Source organism: Sodalis sp. RH16 (genome assembly GCF_047324245.1).
Classification (GTDB): domain Bacteria; phylum Pseudomonadota; class Gammaproteobacteria; order Enterobacterales; family Enterobacteriaceae; genus Acerihabitans; species Acerihabitans ligni.
Window position 1 is genome coordinate 4,301,649 of the sequence record NZ_CP178737.1, and the last position, 21,515, is coordinate 4,323,163.

11 protein-coding genes are annotated in these 21,515 nt (G+C 58.2%); 6 read left to right on the plus strand and 5 right to left on the minus strand.

What is annotated here, in order from left to right; all coding sequences use genetic code 11:
• Positions 1-22: 22 nt before the first annotated feature.
• A complete protein-coding gene (locus ACL2XJ_RS19725) occupies positions 23-1,405 on the minus strand; it encodes a D-arabinono-1,4-lactone oxidase (RefSeq protein ID WP_413726928.1) in 1,383 nt (460 codons plus the stop codon).
• Positions 1,406-1,667: 262 nt separating this feature from the next.
• On the opposite strand from ACL2XJ_RS19725, the gene ACL2XJ_RS19730 reads away from it, so the two are divergent.
• A complete protein-coding gene (locus tag ACL2XJ_RS19730) occupies positions 1,668-2,951 on the plus strand; it encodes a nitrate- and nitrite sensing domain-containing protein (RefSeq protein ID WP_413724218.1) in 1,284 nt (427 codons plus the stop codon).
• Between the two features lie 229 nt (positions 2,952-3,180).
• Positions 3,181-6,111 carry a nitrite reductase large subunit NirB gene (gene nirB / locus ACL2XJ_RS19735; RefSeq protein ID WP_413724219.1) on the plus strand — a complete coding sequence of 977 codons (2,931 nt, stop codon included), beginning with the start codon at positions 3,181-3,183 and terminating at the stop codon, positions 6,109-6,111.
• Between the two features lie 190 nt (positions 6,112-6,301).
• Here nirB and ACL2XJ_RS19740 read toward each other — a convergent pair whose 3' ends face one another.
• The 4 genes from ACL2XJ_RS19740 to narX form a co-directional block, all read right to left on the minus strand.
• Positions 6,302-6,877: a hypothetical protein gene (locus ACL2XJ_RS19740; protein ID WP_413724220.1), complete on the minus strand. Its 576-nt coding sequence runs from the start codon at positions 6,875-6,877 to the stop codon at positions 6,302-6,304.
• 112 nt (positions 6,878-6,989) lie between these two features.
• Complete coding sequence (locus ACL2XJ_RS19745; RefSeq protein ID WP_413724221.1) at positions 6,990-10,793, minus strand: hypothetical protein; 3,804 nt, start codon at positions 10,791-10,793, stop codon at positions 6,990-6,992.
• A gap of 279 nt (positions 10,794-11,072) precedes the next feature.
• Complete coding sequence (narL, locus tag ACL2XJ_RS19750) at positions 11,073-11,723, minus strand: two-component system response regulator NarL (protein WP_132921931.1); 651 nt, start codon at positions 11,721-11,723, stop codon at positions 11,073-11,075.
• The gene (gene narX, locus ACL2XJ_RS19755; RefSeq protein WP_413724222.1) at positions 11,720-13,537 is read right to left on the minus strand and encodes a nitrate/nitrite two-component system sensor histidine kinase NarX; all 1,818 of its coding nucleotides are present in this window, start codon (positions 13,535-13,537) and stop codon (positions 11,720-11,722) included. The genes narL and narX overlap by 4 nt, the downstream gene beginning before the upstream one ends.
• A 308-nt stretch (positions 13,538-13,845) precedes the next feature.
• Between narX and ACL2XJ_RS19760 the strand changes: the two genes are divergently transcribed.
• From ACL2XJ_RS19760 to narJ, 4 genes are all read left to right on the plus strand, one after another.
• Entirely contained in the window at positions 13,846-15,264 is a 1,419-nt protein-coding gene (locus ACL2XJ_RS19760; RefSeq protein ID WP_413724223.1) for a NarK family nitrate/nitrite MFS transporter, read from the plus strand.
• A gap of 204 nt (positions 15,265-15,468) precedes the next feature.
• On the plus strand, positions 15,469-19,245 hold the full coding sequence (locus tag ACL2XJ_RS19765) for a nitrate reductase subunit alpha (RefSeq protein WP_413724224.1): 3,777 nt from the start codon (positions 15,469-15,471) through the stop codon (positions 19,243-19,245).
• Positions 19,242-20,786 carry a nitrate reductase subunit beta gene (gene narH / locus ACL2XJ_RS19770; RefSeq protein ID WP_413724225.1) on the plus strand — a complete coding sequence of 515 codons (1,545 nt, stop codon included), beginning with the start codon at positions 19,242-19,244 and terminating at the stop codon, positions 20,784-20,786. The genes ACL2XJ_RS19765 and narH overlap by 4 nt, the downstream gene beginning before the upstream one ends.
• On the plus strand, positions 20,779-21,513 hold the full coding sequence (gene narJ / locus ACL2XJ_RS19775; RefSeq protein ID WP_413724226.1) for a nitrate reductase molybdenum cofactor assembly chaperone: 735 nt from the start codon (positions 20,779-20,781) through the stop codon (positions 21,511-21,513). Before narH ends, narJ begins: the two co-directional genes overlap by 8 nt.
• The last annotated feature ends 2 nt before the right edge of the window (positions 21,514-21,515 follow it).

The following is a 21,515-nucleotide window of genomic DNA, read 5'->3' on the forward strand; positions in this document are numbered from 1 at the left end:
AAGTGGACTTATAGCTAAATCGTTAATGAAAAAGTTCGGCGATAAAAGCATTGGCGAATTTCCCCTCGGGATCCAGGGCGGATTTTACCCGGCGAAAATGGTCCCATTGCGGATATAGCTCCCGCCAGTGATAGAGATCTTTATCGTAATATTTCCCCCAGTGGGGTCGTCCTCCTTCCTGCGCCAGCAGTTTTTCCGCTTCGTTAATAAAGCGCGCGCCGTCCGGCGATAGCGAACCGTCTTCGGCATAATACACCACAAAGCCGAAAAAACAGGTGGCTTCGCCATAGGCCGGACTCAGCCAGGCGGCGGAAGGGCCGGTACATCTGAGGATAATGGGGTAATGCATATGGGGGTTGGTGTCTTTATGCCATTGCTTTATCTTATTGATGACCCGGCCGGCACGATGCAGGGGAATACCGATTTCGATATTGATCTGCGGCGTGGCGATGCCCCGGCAAAAAAGCTGATAGATATCGCCGGTGACGTCGGAAAAATCCTTGAAGCGGGTGACGGTTTGGTAGGGTTTGCCTTCTTTCTCTTTTATTTTGGTGTCATCCTGCATATGGCGCAGGGTACGGTCCACCGTGGCATTCAGGCTGCTGTCGCGGCTGGGGCGAATCACCGGCTGCCGTTTGTTGAGCCGGTAGCGCGCTTCTTCATCGGCGGTGGCGTTACGGGCGCACCAGACATGCACCTGATTTTCAGCGGGAAACCACCAGGCTTTATTGAAAGGAAATTGCTCATTCCATTCGTACAGTTTGCTGTGCAGATGCTCAGCGCTGCTGGCGCTTTTCTGGCAGGTATAGAGACGCGCCGCACAGGTGCGCAGGGTAATTTCGGTGATAACTCCCAGAGCGCCGAGGGCCAGCTGAACGGCGCCGAAGCGGGGATCATCGGCGGTGAACTCAATGATTTCGCCGTCGCCGCGAATCAGGCGAACCCGCACGACTTCGTCCGCCAGCGAGCTTTGTTCCAATCCTTGGCCGTGGGTGCCGGTGGCGATGGCTCCGGCCAGGGTTTGCAGCGCAATCACCCCCGGCGAGCAGGGCAGCATCCGATCCATTTCCGTCAGCGTCCGGTAAACCTCGTGCAGCGGCGTGGCGGCGCCGAAGGTCGCGGTCTGTGCCGTGGAAGCCATTAATCCGGACAGGGCCGAAGGATCGATAAGCGTATCCCCCGGTCCCTGGATACGCAGCAGTTCGCCGGGAGAAAGCCGGCTGCCCATGACCTTGATTTTCCCCGGGCAGGCGGCGACGATCTTTTGCAGCTGCGCTTCATTTTCCGGACGCTGTACCGCCGTCCGGGCGCCCACCGGATAGTTCCGGGCCCAGTTCCATACCTGCGGATCGCTGTCCGCCGCCTGGGGATGTCTTCGAGGATAAAGTTCCGCTTCTTGTGCCATCACACCTGCTCCGTGAGTGAATCCAAAGGGTAATCCGCGCATCGGTCATTATTTCTTATGCCGTTCAATAGTAGCGTAGACCATGTGGCGGCTTTGCAGGTAAAACCGATGCTAACCCGGAGGAATTTCTGTACCGATAGCAAGAATAGCGATAACTGTAGTAACATCAGGGCTATGCTTCTCGGTGCGTGTTTGAAAAGAACAGCAAAAACATATCATTAAACCGCGCTGTTCCACAGGTGCTTAGCCGGACGGAAACCCCATGCGTGCAGACTCCTCCACAGCCATTCATTTTCTTCTCGCTTCGCGCCGGTGCGAAGTCAATAACCTGCGCCATCTGCTGAAAAACGGTGAACTGGTGGGCAGGGTAAGCCAGCTTATCCATACGCTGCAGTGCGAACGCGGGGCATCCAACCTCTATCTTTGCTCCACGGGCCCCGCTTTTGCCGATGAGCTCGCCCGGCGGGTGGAGGAGGCGGATATCGCCCAGACGCCGGTGCTGGATTCCCTGGCCCGGCTGGAAAAAACCACGGCGGCCCTGCCGCAGTCGTCACGCCTGTTCAGCGGGGTGGCAAGCGTGGTTTACGCCCTCGCCATGCTGCCGGCGCTGCGCCGGCAAATTCGCGATCGCGCCCTGCCGCAGCCGGCGATGACGGCTTTTTATAACGATATTATCCGCCATTTGCTGGCGCTGGTGTCGGAGGTGACGGATACCGCCGCCGAACCGGCCGTGGCGCGCGCGCTGATTGCCATGCTCAGCTTTATGCGGGGCAAGGAGTTTGCCGGGCAGGAGCGGGCGGCGGGCGCCGCCGCCTTCACCGCGGGACATTTTGACGATGGCGTCCGGCAACAGCTGGTGGGTCTTATCCACAGCCAGGAGCAGTGTTTCGAAAGATTCGTCGATTTCGCCGATGAAGAGAGCGCACAGCGCTGGTTGAACCAGAAGGCGGACAGCGGATTTGAACGTCTGCGGCGGATAGCCTGCACCCGCACCGAGGCGGGATCAGCGCCGCAGGAAGAGGGCCTGAGCTGGTATACCCTGGCGAGCCGGCGCCTGGACGGCATGAAGCAAATAGAGGACGGATTGGCGCGGACGCTGATGGCGCGGTGCCAGGGAAGTATTGACGCCGCCGAGCAGGCATGCGATGACCAGCAGGCGGATATTGAGACCCTGATGAGCCGCCGGGGGGAACCGGCGCCGGACTATGCGGTGTTTGTCGCCGGCAGCGAGGGCGGCAGCCTGGCCGAGGGCTGGCTCGGCGGCGACGGCCTGCGCCCGCAGCTGGGGCGTTCGCTGCTGGGTCTGATCCAGCAGCAGGATCGGCGTTTGCAGTCCCTGGACCAGGAGCTGTCCGCCCTGCGCGTTACCCTCGGGGAGCGCAAGCAAATTGAACGGGCGAAGGGTTTATTGATGCAGCACAGGGGATTGAGCGAGGAAGAGGCCTATACTGCCTTGCGCAGGTTGGCGATGAGCCAGAACAAGAAACTCATCGACATTGCCGCCGCGATGCTGACCATCGCCGATGTTCTGGCGAATCATCCCTAAGGGGGCGGAGAAGTTAAACGCCCGGGGCTGATAACGGGGGATTTCCTTCCGGGGAAATGTCACCGGACGGCAGGCGGCAAACCGGCAAAACACACATTCAGTTCCGCGGGCCAATGAGGGTTCGCGGGACGCAAAAGGGCAAAGGCGTCCATGGTTATGCGATTAGTCGTATAGCTGTGGACGCCTTTTTCGTTTTCAGGGGCGGCTGAGGGCTGCAAGGACTGATGTCATGAGTAAACCGGTATTAATCGTTATTGGCCACGGCATGGTGGGTCATCATTTCCTGGAACGGCTGGTGGAGCAAGACCTGCACAAGCGCTACAGGATTGTGGTCTTCGGCGAAGAGCGCTACCCGGCCTACGATCGGGTTCATCTGTCGGAGTATTTTGCCGGGCGCAGCGCGGAGTCCCTGTCCCTGGTGGAACCGGGATTTTTTGTCGACAACGGCATCGAACTGCGCAGCGCGCAGGAAATCACCCGCATCCATCGGGGGCGCCGCTGCGTCGTGGATGCACAGGGCAGGGAAATCCCCTACGACAAGCTGGTTATCGCTACCGGATCCTATGCTTTTGTACCGCCCATCACCGGCAGCGAGCGTGAAGGTTGCCTGGTTTACCGTACTTTGGACGATCTGGACGCCATTGCCGTCCGGGCGCGCCGTTCGCAAATCGGGGTGGTGATTGGCGGCGGCCTGCTGGGGCTGGAGGCCGCCAATGCCCTGCGGCAACTGGGGCTTGAGACCCATGTGGTTGAATTTGCGCCCAGGCTGATGGCGGTGCAGCTGGATGACGGCGGCGCGGGCATGCTGCGGCGGAAAATCGAAGCGCTGGGGGTCCTGGTGCATACCGGCAAGGACACGCGGGAAATCACGGTGGGCAACCACGGCCGGCTGCGGCTCTGCTTTGCCGGCGGCGACACGTTGGATACCGACCTGGTGCTGTTTTCCGCCGGCATTCGCCCACGGGATCAGTTGGCCAGGGAGTGCGGCCTGCAAATCGGTCCGCGCGGCGGCATTGTTATCAACGACCAGACCTGCACCTCCGATCCGGATATCTTCGCCATCGGCGAATGCGCGGTCTGGCAGGGGCGGAACTTCGGCCTGGTGGCGCCGGGCTACCAGATGGCGCGCACCGCCGCCGCGGCGCTGGCACAGCAGGACGCGGTTTTCCGGGGCGCGGATATGAGCACCAAGCTAAAGCTGCTGGGGGTGGAAGTGGCCTCGGTGGGGGATTCCCTGGCCGTTACGCCCGGCAGCCAATCCTACCAATGGACCGACGGTCCCAATGAAATCTACAAAAAGATCGTGGTTTCCGCCGACGGCAAGCATTTGCTGGGGGCGGTGCTGGTGGGGGACAGCAGTGACTACAACACTTTGCTGCAAATGGCGCTCAATGACATGGCGCTGCCGCCCCATCCTGAAAGCCTGATCCTGCCCGCCGGCGACGGCCAGGCCGCCAAGGCCCTCGGCGTGGCGGCTTTGCCCGACCAGGCGCAGGTTTGTTCCTGCCATAACGTCAGCAAAGGCGATATCTGCGCAGCCGTTAAAGACGGCTGCATTGATCTCAACGCCGTCAAGGCCCGCACCAAAGCCGGCACCGGCTGCGGCGGCTGCGTCCCACTGGTGAAACAGATCATGGAATACCAGCTTACACAGCTGGGGGTGGAAGTAAAAAAAGACGTCTGCGAACACTTCGCTTATTCGCGGCAGGAGCTCTACCACCTGGTGCAGGTCAATAACATCCGAACCTTCGATGAGCTTATCAGCCGTTATGGCCGGGGCATCGGCTGTGAAATCTGCAAGCCGCTGGCGGGATCAATCCTGGCGTCCTGCTGGAACGACTACCTGTTGCAGCCCGACCATTTGCCGCTGCAGGACACCAACGATCGTTTCTTCGCCAACATCCAAAAAGACGGCACCTATTCGGTGGTTCCCCGCATACCGGCGGGAGAAATCACCCCCCAGGGCCTTATCGCCATCGGCCAGGTGGCGCAGCGCTATCACCTCTACCTTAAAATCACCGGCGCGGAACGGGTGGCCATGTTCGGCGCCCGCCAGGAACAGCTTCCCGCCATCTGGCGTGAACTGGTGGATGCCGGCTTCGAAACCGGCCATGCCTACGGAAAATCCCTGCGCACGGTAAAATCCTGCGTCGGATCCACCTGGTGCCGGTTCGGCGTGCAGGATTCCACCGCACTGGCGATCCGTCTGGAGAACCGCTACAAGGGACTGCGCTCGCCGCACAAATTCAAAATGGGCGTCTCCGGCTGTACCCGCGAATGCGCCGAAGCGCAGGGCAAGGATATCGGCGTTATCGCCACCGATAAAGGCTGGAATCTGTACGTCTGCGGCAACGGCGGCATGAAACCCCGCCATGGGGATCTGTTCGCCAGCGACCTGGACGCCGACCAACTGATACGCATCATCGACCGGGTATTGATGTTTTATATCCGGACCGCCGGCCGGCTGCAACGCACCAGCACCTGGCTGGACAACCTGGAGGGCGGGGTGGATTACCTTAAAGAGGTTATCCTGCAGGACAGCCTGCAGCTGGTGGACGAACTGGACCGCGAAATGCAGCAGGTAGCGGACAGCTATCAGTGCGAATGGCGTACCACTCTGGAAAGTCAGGATCGTTTGCCGCTGTTCCGCGCGTTCCTTAACAGCGATAGCCCCGACGAAGCGGTGGTCATGGTGCCCGAACGGGGACAAATCCGCCCGGCCCGCATTGAAGAGAAGCCCGCTGCGGATACCGCGCCGGTCATACCGGCAACGTCTGTGGCCGGCGGCGATCAATGGCAGCAGGTGGGCGAACTGGCGGATATCCCAGCTAACGCCGGCATTGCCGTACGGGTAGCCCAGCGGCAGATTGCCCTGTTTTACCTGCCGCGCAATCCGCAGCAGGTCTACGCCCTCGACAACCTCGAGCCGGGGAGCGGCGCTAACGTCTTGTCCCGGGGCATTATCGGCGATATCGCCGGGGAACCGGTAGTCATCTCTCCGCTGTATAAAAAACGCTTTCGCCTGCGTGACGGCGTCAGCCCCGACGATAGCGGCCTGCGGGTAAACGCCTGGCCGGTGAAAGTGGAACAGGGCCGAATCTGGGTGGGAAGCCAGCCCCTGGCCGCGGCGGACATCCCGGACGGGGAGATTGCCTGCTAAGGCGGCGGGCTGTACATCCGGCCCGCTTTGATGTCCTGAATAATTCGGGGGAAAGATCGCTTGCCGGCTCGCGCCCACGCCACCTTTTGTTAGCGAACCCCGCCACCGCGTTGCCTCACGGGATACTATGACGGCGTGGCGGGATCGACGCTGAAAGTTTGGCTGAGTGCAGGATGAGTCGCCTGTTTGGTTATTTTTTAGCCATTCTTGAACATAATTGACTTACCTGCAAGCTTGCCCAACCTTTATTTGCCGTAGAAATTGAATGGGAAGGGTAATGGGGTACCGTAGTGTTATCCTCAAAATTCACGTTGTCCATAAAATCGAAATGCAATGATTTCTTAAACTTTATGCTAAGAGGATTCCCGATCAAATTTAATTCCTGCACCTGAATGAGTAACTTCCGGGGTAATTTTTCAATTTTATTATAGCTCAGATCGATTTTAAGCATCTGATCGGGGTAGGGAAGAGGCAATCCGGTTAACTTATTGTGGCTGGCATTAAGAATTTTCACAAATAAAGGTAATATCGGCAGGCAGCTCAGGCCGAGATGAGATAAATCCAGCTCTTCATGCCGATTGTCATAACAATTGTGTATTCTCTTCAAAGCTTCTTGTCGGTTTCTTTTTTCTTCAAACCAAGCTTCTTTGGCCCAACCTTCCCAGTTTCCGTCATAATTGGGAACCCAGTCCCAGTTTCTTATCCGGGCATTACCATCTGAAAAATCTTGCTGGGGACAACAGGTGAAATATTCCGCTAGACGCATAATTAATTTTCTCCTAAATCTTTAATGGGTATAAATGAGGGCACGAAACAGAGGGACGCTCACCCATGCACTGATTGTCCTATTTTATCATAATAACTGTGGTCTATCATTTTCAGTTGTAGGCTAAACGGAACATGATTTGTTTTGGCGTCAGTTTATCCGGCTTAACGTAGTAAGGCCTTATAAAATATAGGTCTTGTCCTTTCATTCGGGCAAACTCTTTTCTGAATTGATTTTCGGAAATAAGCTCTTGGCCGTTTTCCTTTATGTAATTATCATCGATAAAATTATATAATTTATTGGTTTTCGCATCATTAAAACTGACTCCAGTGATCATGGCCTCTTCAAGTTCTTTAGGGCCACCTCGAATAATTTTGACTGTTTCGTCAGCCACCGGTTTAAACTTGGCAGGATAGTTATCATAATAAATATGCAATAATTCATGGTAAAGAGCAATGGCGGGATCTCGATTACGCCAGGGCTCCGCCTTGAGTGTTGTGCCGTCGCCGATGATAAAGTTTCCAGGATCAAACGCGATGGCGCCGCCAGCACTGTTTTTGGCGTAAAATATACCGTCCTTGACACGCTCTATGGCGCTCATGGTCGGGGGATGAATGGTGAAGGCTTTTTCTCGCAAAGCCAGTAATATTTTTTGTCCCAGCGGGGTCTGTTTGATGCCGTTCAATACATTTGTGACCAAAGAAATAAAAAATTCATTGCCCGAGATGGCGATTTTTGTCGCGGTTCTTGTCCCCTGCAGGACGAGATTATAATGTAAAGTTTTTGTATTCTCACCATAATGCGGCATGGGTGTGGTGGATAATTCATCCAAGGCAGACGCGAATTTTTTAAAAATATTTTTTGATTCCGATGGGTGAAGATAATTGATGATTTTTTTACAAAATATAGGGGTTTCCACAAACAATTCATCAATATCATCCACATCAACTTTAGAATTGGTTTTCAACGGCAGCCTGATATTTTTTACCCATGCCTCTTGGATAGTTGTTATTTCTGCTGTTGCAAGATTAACCTTTTCATCCCTGAACACGCATTTCTTTATAAAATCAATGGCGAGCTGCTTTAACTGGCGTATCGAACCCGCTTCGTATTGCCTGTGTTCCTGGAAAGCTTTATTTATATGGTGAGCGCTTTTCAATATCCGATTGTTCGCTATATCCTGTTTGGCCTTATCAAGTAATTTTTTTATCTTAATCTTCTGTTTAAGAAACGTGTTTTGCTGGCCATATTTTACCAGCTCTTGAGGTTGAACGCTTAGCTGTCTAAAGAGCCCATCCTTATAGTGCAAGGACAATACATGCAGGCGATCCTGGGATCTGATTTCGTAACAATTGATATAGTCTTTCGACGGTGAAACGCCTACAAACCTCTCCTTGATGCGCAAATAACTTTTTTGGTCTTTAGTCCACTGTAAGCCCCGCTCATCCGGAGCGGATAACATGTGTTCCGTGCAATGAGGGTCAATCATGTCGGATCTGATAGCATCCAACAAGGACGGATCGATTTCTTCCGCGGTAGGCGTTTGCAATCGCCAGCCATCGTCATTGAACGACAGGGCATACTGAATGTCCGGTTTGCTTTCGTCGATCATGGCATACTTGATACCATGCGCCTTGGTGCTCGTCAGTTTGACGGCGGCCTTTTCGCCGTATATCTCGATATAATGCCGGTAAACCGGTTGCGAAAAGGCGGCGTCTTTGGTCACCAATTCATAAATAGGCGCCTGTCCATAATAGTCAGAATCAACGTACGGCTTTAGTACCCCTTCTTCGTTGGCGGCGAGCTTGATTTTGCATTGGTCAATGATATTTTCTATCGAGCGCGCCGGCGCGTCAGGCCACGCACGGGCGCTCAAACCGGCGCCGGCCCCCGTAAATCGGACGGCTTCTTGGGCATGGCCTGCCGCCGCGCGTGCGACGGGCAGGGGAGCGATCACCGCCTCACCACGCGCAGGGCTGTTAAGCGGCGATTGTTCCCTCGCGCCGGCAACAGTTTGTTTGCGGCCGGCTAACGGCACGTGGCTCTCAGGCGCCTTTTCCCCAGGTTTGGCTAACGGCACGTGGCTCTCAGGCACCTTTTCCCCAGGTTTGGCTAACGGTGCTTGTCTCTCAGGCAATATCTCCCCGGGAAGCGGGGGAAGGCGCGCCGCCGGCTTGGCGGGGGGAGCCGTTTTTATTACCAATGGTGGCCGCTTATCACTGCCGAGGGACGGTTGCAGCGTCTTAGGCGGGACATTCCCCGGCGACATAACGGGTGCGTCGATATGATTATGACGCATGATTGTCAAGAGGTCGGCGATATCGTTATTAGCAGTGAGGGCAGGCTTATTAGCTAATGCCTTACGATGAATATCGCGCTCTATAAACGGAGACAAGGCGGCAAAATCATCGTAGCGCGAAGCGCTTTTGACGCCGGCATTTTTTACAATGGCGGCGGCACTACCGCCCGCCAACACGATGCCGCCACCCGCGGCCTTGGCTCCTGCGCGTACCAGCGCGGTGCCTCCAGTGGCCGAGGCGCCCGTTTCTGCGAGCACCGCGCTCCCGCCTGCCGCGGCGCCCGTTTCTGCGAGCACCGCGCTCCCGCCGGCCGCGGCGCTCGTTTCTGCAAGCGCCGCGCTCCCGCCGGCCGCGGCGCCCGTTTCTGCAAGCACCGCGCTCCCGCCGGCCGCGGCGCCCGTTTCTGCAAGCACCGCGCTCCCGCCGGCCGCGGCGCCTGTCCCTGCGAGCACCGCGCTCCCGCCGGCCGCGGCGCCTGTCCCTGCGAGCACCGCGCTCCCGCCGATCACGGCAAGAATTGGCCTAGGTGCTATGAACTCTTCAGGTAGCGGCCTCTCAGCCACCTTACCGCCGGGATCTTGCCATTGCCCGCTAACCGGCGATTCCAAGGATGCAGGCGCGGGGTGCTCATCAACAGCGGACAGCTGGACGGTATCCTGCTTCGCGGCCCGGCCCGAAGAATCGAGCCTCTGACTCGGGTCTTGCCGTCCTTGCCGCTGTTCAATCGTGGATTCGTCCTGCGCGATAGCGGCGGGGATCTTTTCCGTACCCTCGCTAACCTGTGGCTGGTACGGGATGTCGGAGACGGGATTGCGTTGCGTTGCGAGACGACTGCTCGCCTCCCTGTGTGGGTTGGGGGAGGGCTTGGCCATGGGTGCGTCCGGCGGCAACAGGGCCGGCACCGATTGAGGCTTCTTATAGATGGGCCGGGCGAATAAGAGCGGGGCCGGATAATGGGGATATTCCTCGTGCGGCACGGTAAAAAACTGGAATGAAATCCCATTGTTGTTTTTTTTATTTATAGGCTGTTGGGGTTTTACTTCCGGCGGTAAAAGGGACGGCGCCGCCTGACGATTTTTATAGATTGGCACCGCAAAAAAGCGAGTGCCTTTATAAGCTGAATATTCGTTATCAGGCAAATACATCAAATTGAACGAAACCTCAGTATGATTTCTCTTCGACAAATTCGGCTGGGGATCGATATTTCCGTGCTGATGGTTGGAAGACGTCCCGGCGGTGATTTCGGCCGGAGGATAGGCTAAAGCAGGATTATCTGCCCCACGGCCGCTGACACGGCCGGCCCGCGAATTATCCACAGCCGGCGGGGCCAGCGCTTGCGTCGCATAAAGCCCGACCATCGCTGCCTGGGTCACGCTTTGAATACGCATTTTCGCTGCAGGCGAATTTTCATAAGGAGGGATGGTTGGGTTATTTATCCCTTGCGCCAGTTGATAAAGCGCCCGGCCCCCGGCTCGGTATTCTTCTTCCGGTGCCCTGTCCTCCGCCTGGGGGAGGTTGCGAGCCCTGGCGATTGGCAACATGAACAAGGACAACACCGGTGAATAAATAAATACATCTGTCATTAATTCTTGAAAATATAAAGTGAGCTTTGTCACAGTGACGGACCCCGGTAAAATATAATCTATATTGATATTGTAAATTGAATGGAGTAATTCGCTTTATCGATACGTATTTAATTGCTTATAATTAATGTGACTTTATATAGGGCTTTATAACGGACTAATAAAAATCACAAGGATTAGGCAAGACAATAACAGAACATTTCCCTTCCCGGAAGGGAAAACTATTCTTATATTAATTCCATTTAGGGAAGCCAGACCGTTAAACGCGGTATGATTCCGCGAGTGCTTTATTCTGATTTTGCCACGAATCAGCTAAAGCATTCTGTTCTGCAATGCCCATACCGCCGCCTCGACCCGGGACTTGAGACTCATTTTCTTCAGCAGATGCTTCACATGGACTTTCACCGTGCTTTCGGTAATATCCAGCTTGCGGGCAATCAGCTTGTTCGATAGTCCATGGGCCAGCAGCTTAAGGATATCCCGCTCCCGCGGGGTCAATGACTGGATATCCCGCTCCGCGCCGGGGCGGTTTTCACGTAGTCCCGCCGCCAGCACCGGCATCAGCGCCGCGCTCAGCACCATCTTTCCCGCCGCGGCCTGCCGCAGCGACTCCAGCAAATCCTCCGGCTCCATGTCCTTAAGCAAATAACCGTCGGCGCCGCGTTTTATGGCGGTGATCACATCGTCTTCGTGGTCGGACACGCTAAACACCACGATCCGCCCGGAAAGGGGAATGCGGCGCATTTTATCCAGCGTATCCAGCCCATTCAGCCCCGGCATATTTAAATCCAGCAGAATCAAATCCGGATCCCACTCCGCCGCCAGCCGTACGCCTTCTTCACCATTGGTGGCTTCCGCCACGACTTTCAGACTGCCGTCCAGACTGATTAACTGCTTGACCCCGCTGCGCAGCATCGGATGATCGTCGATCAGTAAAATGGTGGCGGGATCTTGCGTGCTCATGCCGGGCTCCTGTATTCCCGCTCCGGGGACGATGTCTGCGGATAAATCACCACCCGCACTTCGGTGCCGCCGGCGGCGCGCCGTAGCACCCGGCAGTGTCCGGGCAGTCCGGCGGCGCGATCCCGCATGATCATCAGACCGTAATGATGGGGCCGCTGCTGTACGTCCGGCAGGCCGCGGCCGTTATCGCAAATGCTCAGCACAATCTCATCGCCCTCTTTGGCCGCCGTCACGCTGACCCGGCTGGCCCGTGCGTGTTTAAGCACGTTATTCAGCGCTTCGCGGCTGATATGAATCAAATGAATCACCTGGTGCGGCGTAAAGGTGCCGGCGGGTAATTGATAATCGAAATCTATTTGGAACCCCAGCTTGGCCGAAAATTCATCTACCGCCGTCTTCAGCGCCGCACGCAGGCCCGGCTCGGTCATACTCAGACGGAACGTGGTCAGCAGTTCCCGCAGCTGCCGGTAGGCGGTATTCATTTCCTCGCGCATCTGCTGCATCAGCAGCTTGTTTTCCGGCGCGCTGTCCTGGCTTTGCATTTGCAGGCAGCCGATTTGCAATTTCAGACAGGACAAAGACTGGGCAATACTGTCATGCAATTCCGCGGCGATGGCGGTCCGCTCCGCCATCAGCAGCATCTGCTGGCGATGCTCGGCCTGCCGCTCCAGCGCCAGGGTACTGGTTAATTGTTCAATCAGCGTGGCCATCAGACGCTGCTGGGCCTCGTTCAACGGACGCTCCGCCGGATTGCGCGCCAGCACCAGGCCATAGTTGCCCAATTTATCCCGCAGGCTCCAGCTCAGCGGCTGCAAATCCTCATCGTTCGCCGGGCCGGCGGAATAGCGGATATGCGTCACCGGCGTGGGGCCTTCTTCGGAGAGTCCGGCGGCCAGGGAAGCGTCGTCGAACTGAGCCTCGCCGTTGCTTTCGTAGAACCTGATCTGGATTTCCCGCAGCGGCGTGAAGGACTGCAACTCCTCCAGCACCGGCAACAGACGCTGGCTTAGCGGCTGGTTATTGTGCAATTGACGGCTGGTGCGATAGAGATAATCCAGCACCCGGTTTTTTTGCTGTAAATCGTCGGTTTTCTGCGCTACCCGTTGCTCAAGTTCAGCATACATTTGCGACAGGGAGTGTGACATGGTGTTCAATGTCAGACCAAGCAGGTCCATTTCATGATGGCCCCGGCTGCCGGAACCGGCGGGCAGCGGATAACGCTGGCTAAAATCCCCAGCGGCCACGGCGTTGGCCTGGCGCAGCAGCCGACGCCAGGGCTGCAGCAGGCGGCGGCGCAAATAGAGTATCGTCCCCAGCAGCACCAGCAGGGAAAGGGCTATCTCCGTTTTTTGCACCTGCGCCACCAGCGTCAGCCGGCGTTCGGTTTTCCGGTCGATGGCGGAAACCAGCCCATCGATCTGGCGGACAAACTCCGCCACCTCGGCGGCGGCCTCCTCGGGGCGGCGAGCCTGCTGCAGCCGGGGTTTCAGCCGCGTCTGCCAATAATCGCGCAGGGCGGCATATTGACTCGCCAACCGTTCCCGCCGTACCGGCTGCTGCAAGTCATCGCTTGACTGATCCTGTTCCAATTCCGCCATCAGCGGGGCGCTGTCGCTCCCCAGGGGCACCCGCGACAGCAAACGGTAGCTTTGCATCCGCAACGAGCCGGCCTTGTTAATGGCATGAGCGTTGCCCTGCATGCCGTGGGCCATCCACAGCGAGAGGCCCATACCGCCGATACCGAGCACGCTCAGCGTCAGCATAAGCAGCGTCACCTGGCGAACAATGGAAAGCGGAGCGGAAACCTGTTTCATAAGCGGGTGTTCCTTATTCAGCGACGCACATTGTTTCCCATTGTTGGAAATTACCCTATACCCCTTATGGAGTACCCCCAAATAGCCGGTAGGGAAGAAACAATACCCCAGTTCTGCATGTGGTTTTTTACCATGCTGAAATATAAATGATTTTAAGGATAATACCGCATACTTACTAAGGATAAGAGACCCCGTGACGGGGTTTTATGGAACGCCGCCGGCTTGATTTGCATCAATTCCCGCCGGTGAAAGGTTGCCTAGGGTAGCGAGAAATAACACGACTCTTCTTACCCTGAGCGAGGCTTTTCATGAATCCTCTTACCCGACCCGTCAGCGCACCCCGTGGCGCCGTTATTGAACAGTGGCAGCCGGAGCAGCCTGAATTCTGGCGTACTTACGGACAGCCCGTCGCCCGGCGCAATCTCTGGATTTCCATTTATTGCCTGCTGCTGGCGTTCTGCGTCTGGATGCTGTTCAGCGCGGTGGCGGTCAACCTGAATAAGGTTGGTTTCCATTTTACCACCGACCAGCTGTTTTTGCTTACCGCGCTGCCCGCGGTGTCGGGCGCTATCCTGCGGGTGCCGTACTCTTTTATGGTGCCGCTGATGGGCGGGCGCCGCTGGACCGCCATCAGCACCCTGTTCATGGTGATTCCCTGCCTGTGGCTTGGCGCCGCGGTGCAGGATCCCCGTACGCCGTTCGGCGTCTTCGTCGCTATCGCCCTGCTGTGCGGCTTCGCCGGCGCCAACTTCGCCTCGAGCATGGCCAATATCAGCTTTTTCTTCCCGAAAGCCAGACAGGGCAGCGCGCTGGGGCTCAACGGCGGCATGGGTAATCTGGGCGTCAGCGTCATGCAGCTGGTGGCCCCGCTGGCCATCTCCTTCTCGATGTTTTCTTTTTTCGGCGGCGCCGGCCAACTGCAGGCGGACGGCAGCCGGTTATGGCTGGAAAACGCGGCTTGGATCTGGGTGCCGCTGCTGCTTATCGCCACCGTTTTGGCCTGGTTCGGCATGAACGATCTCGCCACCGCCCGTGCGTCCCTGAGCCGTCAGCTCTTGGTGCTTAAACGCGGGCATATGTGGGTTCTCAGCCTGCTTTACCTGGCGACCTTCGGTTCCTTTATCGGTTTTTCGGCCGGGTTCGCCATGCTGGCGAAAACGCAGTTCCCCGCCATGCAAATCCTGCATTACGCCTTTTTCGGCCCGTTTGTCGGCGCGCTGGCGCGTTCCGCCGGCGGCGCCTTGTCGGACCGGCTCGGCGGTATCCGGGTAACGCTTGTGAATTTCATCCTGATGGCGGTATTTGTCGCGCTGCTGTTCCTTACGCTGCCCAGCCACGGCCAGGGCGGCTCCTTCGCCGCGTTTCTCGGCGTGTTCCTTTTGCTGTTCCTTACCGCCGGACTGGGCAGCGGTTCCACTTTCCAAATGATCACGGTGATCCTGCGGCGGCTGGCGGTATCGCAGGTACTGGCCCAGGGCGGCAGCAATGAGGAAGCGCAGCGGGAAGCCGCCACCGAATCCGCCGCCGCGCTGGGGTTTATTTCCGCCATCGGCGCGGCGGGGGGCTTTTTCATCCCCCAGGCGTTCGGCATGTCCCTGGCGCTCACCGGCTCGCCGGCCGGGGCAATGAAGCTGTTTCTGGTGTTTTACGTGGTATGCGTCCTGATCACCTGGTTTATCTACGGCCGCAATATCAATAACGGCCTGGCCACCAGAAAACCGCGTTGATCGTAGTTCCAGACAGCTGACAGATATGCTCGGAATCAATAAGGAGGGACAGGATGCCGGAAGAGTAAACCGTCCGCGCCATGGATGGATTCACGGCAGGACTTACCGTATTGATACGATCCGGCATCCTGTCCCGACCGGGCACTATGTCATTGAGCTCAAACTGCATGGGCAGCCTTTCATCATCAACCTGGAGACACCCGGATGAGCAAATTTCTCGACAGGTTCCGCTATTTCAGCCAGTTGGACAAGCCCTTCGCCGACGGCCACGGCCAGACGCTGAATACCAACCGCGATTGGGAAGACGGCTACCGTAGCCGCTGGCAGCACGACAAAATCGTGCGGTCCACCCATGGCGTGAACTGTACCGGCTCATGCAGCTGGAAAATCTATGTCAAAAACGGTCTGGTGACCTGGGAAACCCAGCAAACCGATTACCCCCGCACCCGGCCGGATATGCCGAACCACGAGCCGCGGGGGTGCCCGCGCGGCGCCAGCTACTCCTGGTATCTTTACAGCGCCAACCGGTTGAAATATCCCCAAATGCGCAAGCTGCTGCTCTCTTTATGGCGCGAGGCCCGTGGGGCGCATGAAGATCCGGTGGATGCCTGGGCGGCCATCATGGACAACCCCGCCGCCGTCCGGCGCTACAAACAGGCGCGCGGACGCGGCGGATTTGTCCGCACCACCTGGGAGGAAGCCAATGAGCTGATTGCCGCCGCCAATGTCTATACCGCGAAAACCTACGGCCCGGATCGCATCATCGGCTTTTCCCCCATCCCGGCGATGTCGATGGTGTCCTACGCCGCCGGCACCCGTTATCTGTCCCTTATCGGCGGCGTTTGCCTGAGTTTTTATGATTGGTATTGCGATTTGCCCCCCGCCTCGCCCATGACCTGGGGCGAACAGACCGATGTGCCGGAAGCGGCGGACTGGTACAACTCCTCCTATATCATCGCCTGGGGCTCCAACGTACCCCAGACCCGGACGCCGGACGCCCACTTTTTCACCGAGGTCCGCTACAAGGGCACCAAAACCGTCGCCGTGACGCCCGACTATTCCGAGGTGGCCAAGCTGTGCGACCTGTGGCTGCATCCCAAGCAGGGCACCGACAGCGCGCTGGCATTGGCCCTGGGCCATGTGATTCTGCAGGAGTTTTATATCAACCGGCAGAGCGCATATTTCCTGGATTATGTCCGCCGTTACACCGATATGCCCATGCTGGTGCTGCTGGAGCAGCGGGACGGCTATTATGCCGCCGGCCGGTTGCTGCGGGCCGCCGATCTGGTTGAAGGCCTGGGGCAGAGCAATAACCCGCAGTGGAAAACCGTGGCCATTGATGCCGGCAGCGGCGAACTGACGGTGCCGCTGGGTTCCATCGGTTTCCGCTGGGGCGAAAAGGGCAAATGGAATCTGCAGCAGCTGGACGGCGATGGCCGGGAAACCACCCTGCAGCTGAGCCTGCTGGACCGCCATGACCGGGTGGTGGAGGTGGGGTTTCCCTACTTCGGCGGTACCGAACGGGAACATTTCAATTCGGTGCCGCTGGATAATATCCTGCGGCACCGTTTACCGGTGAAATCCCTCACTCTGGCGGACGGCAGCGAAGCGCTGGTCACCAGCGTCTACGATCTGACTCTGGCCAATTACGGCATTGATCGCGGATTGGGGGATGAAAACTGCGCCGGCGATTACGATGACATCAAGGCCTACAGCCCGGCCTGGGGCGAAAAGGTCAGCGGCGTTTCCCGGGCGAATATCATCCGCGTGGCGCGGGAATTCGCCGATAATGCCGATAAAACCCATGGGCGCTCCATGATTATCCTCGGCGCCGGCATTAACCACTGGTACCACATGGATATGAGCTACCGGGGCCTGATCAACATGCTGGTTTTCTGCGGCTGCATCGGGCAAAGCGGCGGCGGCTGGGCGCACTATGTCGGCCAGGAAAAGCTGCGGCCGCAAACCGGCTGGCTGCCGCTGGCCTTCGGCCTGGACTGGCAGCGCCCGCCCCGGCAAATGAACAGCACCTCGTTTTTCTACAACCACTCCAGCCAGTGGCGTTATGAGACCCTGTCGCCCCAGGAACTGCTGTCCCCCCTGGCGGATAAGTCCCGCTTCACCGGCAGCCTGATCGATTTCAACATCCGCGCCGAACGCATGGGCTGGCTGCCTTCCGCGCCGCAGCTCAATACCAATCCGCTCTCCATTGCCCACAGCGCCAAAGCCGCCGGACTCACGCCGCAGGAGTACAGCGTGAAGGGGCTGCAGGATGGCTCGCTGCGCTTTGCCGCCGAGCAGCCGGATGACCCGCAAAACTTTCCTCGCAACCTGTTTGTCTGGCGCTCCAATTTGCTCGGATCCTCCGGCAAAGGCCATGAATACATGCTGAAATACCTGCTGGGCACCGAGCACGGCATCCAGGGCCAGGATCTCGGCCGGCAGGGGGGCGTGATGCCGGAGGAGGCGGAGTGGCGGGAGCAGGGAGGCGAAGGCAAGCTCGATTTGGTGGTGACGCTGGATTTCCGCATGTCCAGCACCTGCCTTTATTCCGATATCGTGCTGCCCACCGCCACCTGGTATGAAAAGGACGATTTGAATACCTCCGATATGCACCCCTTTATCCACCCCTTTTCGGCCGCGGTGGACCCGGCCTGGGAATCAAAAAGCGATTGGGAAATCTATAAAGGCATCGCCAAGGCGTTTTCACAGGTTTGCCGGGGGCATCTGGGGGTGGAAACGGATGTGGTGACCCTGCCCATCCAGCACGATTCCAATGCCGAACTGGCGCAGCCCTATGGCGTGACGGACTGGAAAAAGGGCGAATGCCCGCTGATTCCGGGTAAAACCGCGCCTCATCTCATGGTGGTGGAACGAGACTACCCCAATACCTATGAACGCTTCACCTCTCTGGGTCCGCTGATGGATAAGCTCGGCAACGGCGGCAAGGGCATCAACTGGGATACCCTGACGGAAGTGGATTTCCTGCGCAAGCTGAACCGCGCCAAGCTCGACGGCGCCGCCGCCGGCCGTCCCAATATCGATACCGCCGTTGATGCCGCGGAAGTGATTCTGTCGCTGGCGCCGGAAACCAACGGCCAGGTGGCGGTAAAGGCCTGGACGTCGCTAGGGGTCGCCACCGGCCTTGATCACCGCCATCTGGCCCTCAATAAAGAAGACGAAAAAATCCGTTTCCGAGATTTGCAGGCGCAGCCGCGTAAAATCATCTCCAGCCCCATCTGGTCCGGACTGGAGGATGAACATGTCTCCTACACCGCCGGCTATACCAATGTGCATGAACTCATTCCCTGGCGCACCTTGTCGGGCCGGCAGCAGCTCTATCAGGACCATGAGTGGATGCGCGCGTTTGGCGAAAGCCTGCCGGTCTATCGCCCCCCCATCGATACCCGCGCCGCCGTGTCGCAGCTGAATCTTAAACCCAACGGCAATCCGGAGAAGGCGCTGAACTTTTTGACGCCGCATCAGAAATGGGGCATTCACTCCACCTACAGCGACAACCTGCTGATGCTGACCCTCTCCAGGGGGGGACCGATCCTCTGGTTAAGCGAGGATGACGCGCGGGAACTGGGCATTGCCGATAACGACTGGGTGGAAGCGTTCAACGCCAACGGCGCCCTCAGCGCCAGGGCGGTGGTGAGCCAACGCATTCCCGCCGGCATGATCATGATGTATCACGCCCAGGAGCGGATCATGAATCTCCCCGGTTCGGAAATCACCGGCCAGCGCGGCGGTATACATAATTCCGTGACCCGGGTCTGCCCGAAACCCACACATATGATCGGCGGTTATGCCCAGTTGGCCTACGGCTTCAACTACTACGGCACCGTCGGCTCCAATCGCGATGAATACGTGGTGATCCGCAGAATGGACCGTATCGACTGGCTGGACGGCGAAGGCAATGACGACGCCCAGGGCAACGCGGCGGCGGGAACCTCACACTATACGGCGAGGGTAAAATGAACATTCGCTCCCAAGTAGGCATGGTGCTCAATCTTGATAAATGCATCGGATGCCACACCTGTTCGGTGACCTGTAAAAATGTCTGGACCAGCCGGGAAGGCATGGAATACGCATGGTTCAACAACGTCGAGAGCAAGCCTGGCATCGGTTATCCCAATGCCTGGGAAGACCAGGAAAAGTGGCAGGGGGGCTGGATTCGCACCATCAAGGGCCGGCTGCAGCCGCGCATGGGCAGCCGCGTCGGGCTGCTGTCGAATATCTTCGCCAACCCCCATATGCCGGAAATCGATGACTATTACGAGCCGTTCGATTACGACTACCAAAACCTGCATACCGCGCCGGCGGGTAAACACCAGCCGGTGGCGCGTCCCCGATCGCTGCTGTCCGGCCGGCGAATGAAAAAGATTGTCGGCAGCGCGAACTGGGAAGATATCCTCGGCGGCGAGTTTGAACAGCGCGCCCGGGACCGCAACTTCGATAATATGCAAAAAGCCATGTACGGCGAGTATGAAAACACCTTTATGATGTATTTGCCCCGCCTGTGCGAGCACTGCCTTAATCCGGCCTGCGTGGCGACCTGCCCGAGCGGCGCTATTTACAAGCGCGGCGAAGACGGCATCGTGCTTATCGACCAGGACAAATGCCGCGGCTGGCGCATGTGCCTTACCGGCTGCCCCTACAAAAAGATTTACTTCAACTGGAAAAGCGGCAAGTCGGAGAAATGCATTTTCTGCTATCCGCGTATCGAAGCGGGGCAGCCCACCGTCTGCTCAGAAACCTGCGTCGGGCGCATCCGCTATCTGGGGGTTCTGCTCTATGACGCCGACCGCATCGAACAGGCGGCGCTGGCGGAAGATGAGCAGCATCTCTACCAAAGCCAGCTGGATATTTTTCTCGATCCCAACGATCCGCAGGTTATCGCCCAGGCGCTGCGGGACGGCATACCCCAGGGGGTAATCGACGCGGCCCAGCAGTCCCCGGTCTATAAGCTGGCGGTGGACTGGAAGCTGGCGCTGCCGCTGCATCCGGAATACCGTACGCTGCCGATGGTCTGGTATGTCCCGCCGCTGTCCCCCATCCAGTCCGCCGCCGACGGCGGAAATTTGCCCCTGAGCGGCGTGCTGCCGGATGTGGAAAGCCTGCGCATACCGGTACAGTACCTGGCCAATATGCTCACTGCCGGCGATACCGCGCCGGTGCTGCTGGCGTTGAAACGTTTGTTGGCCATGCGCCATTACAAACGCGCCGAAACCGTGGAGGGGATATCGGATATCAGCGCCTTGGACGAGGTGGGACTCACCGAGGCGCAGGCCCGGGAAATGTACCGCTACCTGGCCATCGCCAACTATGAGGATCGTTTCGTGGTGCCCTCCAGCCATCGGGAGCTGGCGCGGGAAGCCTTCCCGGAGAGCAGGGGCTGTGGTTTCAGCTTTGGCGACGGCTGCCGCGGCGGCGACAGCCGTTTCAATCTGTTCGATACCCGCCGTATCGACGCCATCGATATCAGCGGTAACACCGCCCGTGGGGGTTCCCATGATTAGCCTGAAGATTATCGGCATGTTGCTGGATTATCCGCAGCAGGATGTCCGGGATAACCGGGCAGCGCTTAACTCGGCGGTCCGGGCCGCCGCTGAGCTTACCGCCGCCCAACGCGCGCCGCTGACGGATTTTATCCTGCGGTACTGCGACGGAACGCTGCTGGACGCCCAGGAAGCCTATTGCGGACTGTTCGACAGAGGCCGCGCCATGTCGCTGCTGCTGTTCGAGCATGTCCACGGCGAATCACGGGATCGCGGCCAGGCGATGGTGGATTTGCTGCAGCAGTATCGCGATGCCGGTCTGCGGCTAGATAGCCGCGAGCTGCCGGACTTTTTGCCGCTGTATCTGGAATACCTCTCCCTGTGCCCGCCGGATGACGCCCAGGAAGGGCTGCGTGATATCGCGCCCATCCTGGCTCTGCTGGGGGCGCGGCTGCGGCAGCGCGAGAGCCGCTATGCCGAACTGTTCGATCTCCTGCTGAGCCTGTGCGACAGCGAACTGCGCAGCACGACCCTGCGGGAACAGATTGCCGGCGAAGCGCGGGACGACACCCCGGCGGCGCTGGACGCGGTGTGGGAAGAGGAGCAGGTCACGTTCCTGGGCGGGGAGGGCTGTGACACGGCGGAGCAGACCCGGCACCAACGTCGTTTTGCCGGCGCGGTGGCGCCGCAATATCTGGATATCGGACAAGCCCCGGCGCGGCCGGCCGCCGACAGCAAAGGACAATAATC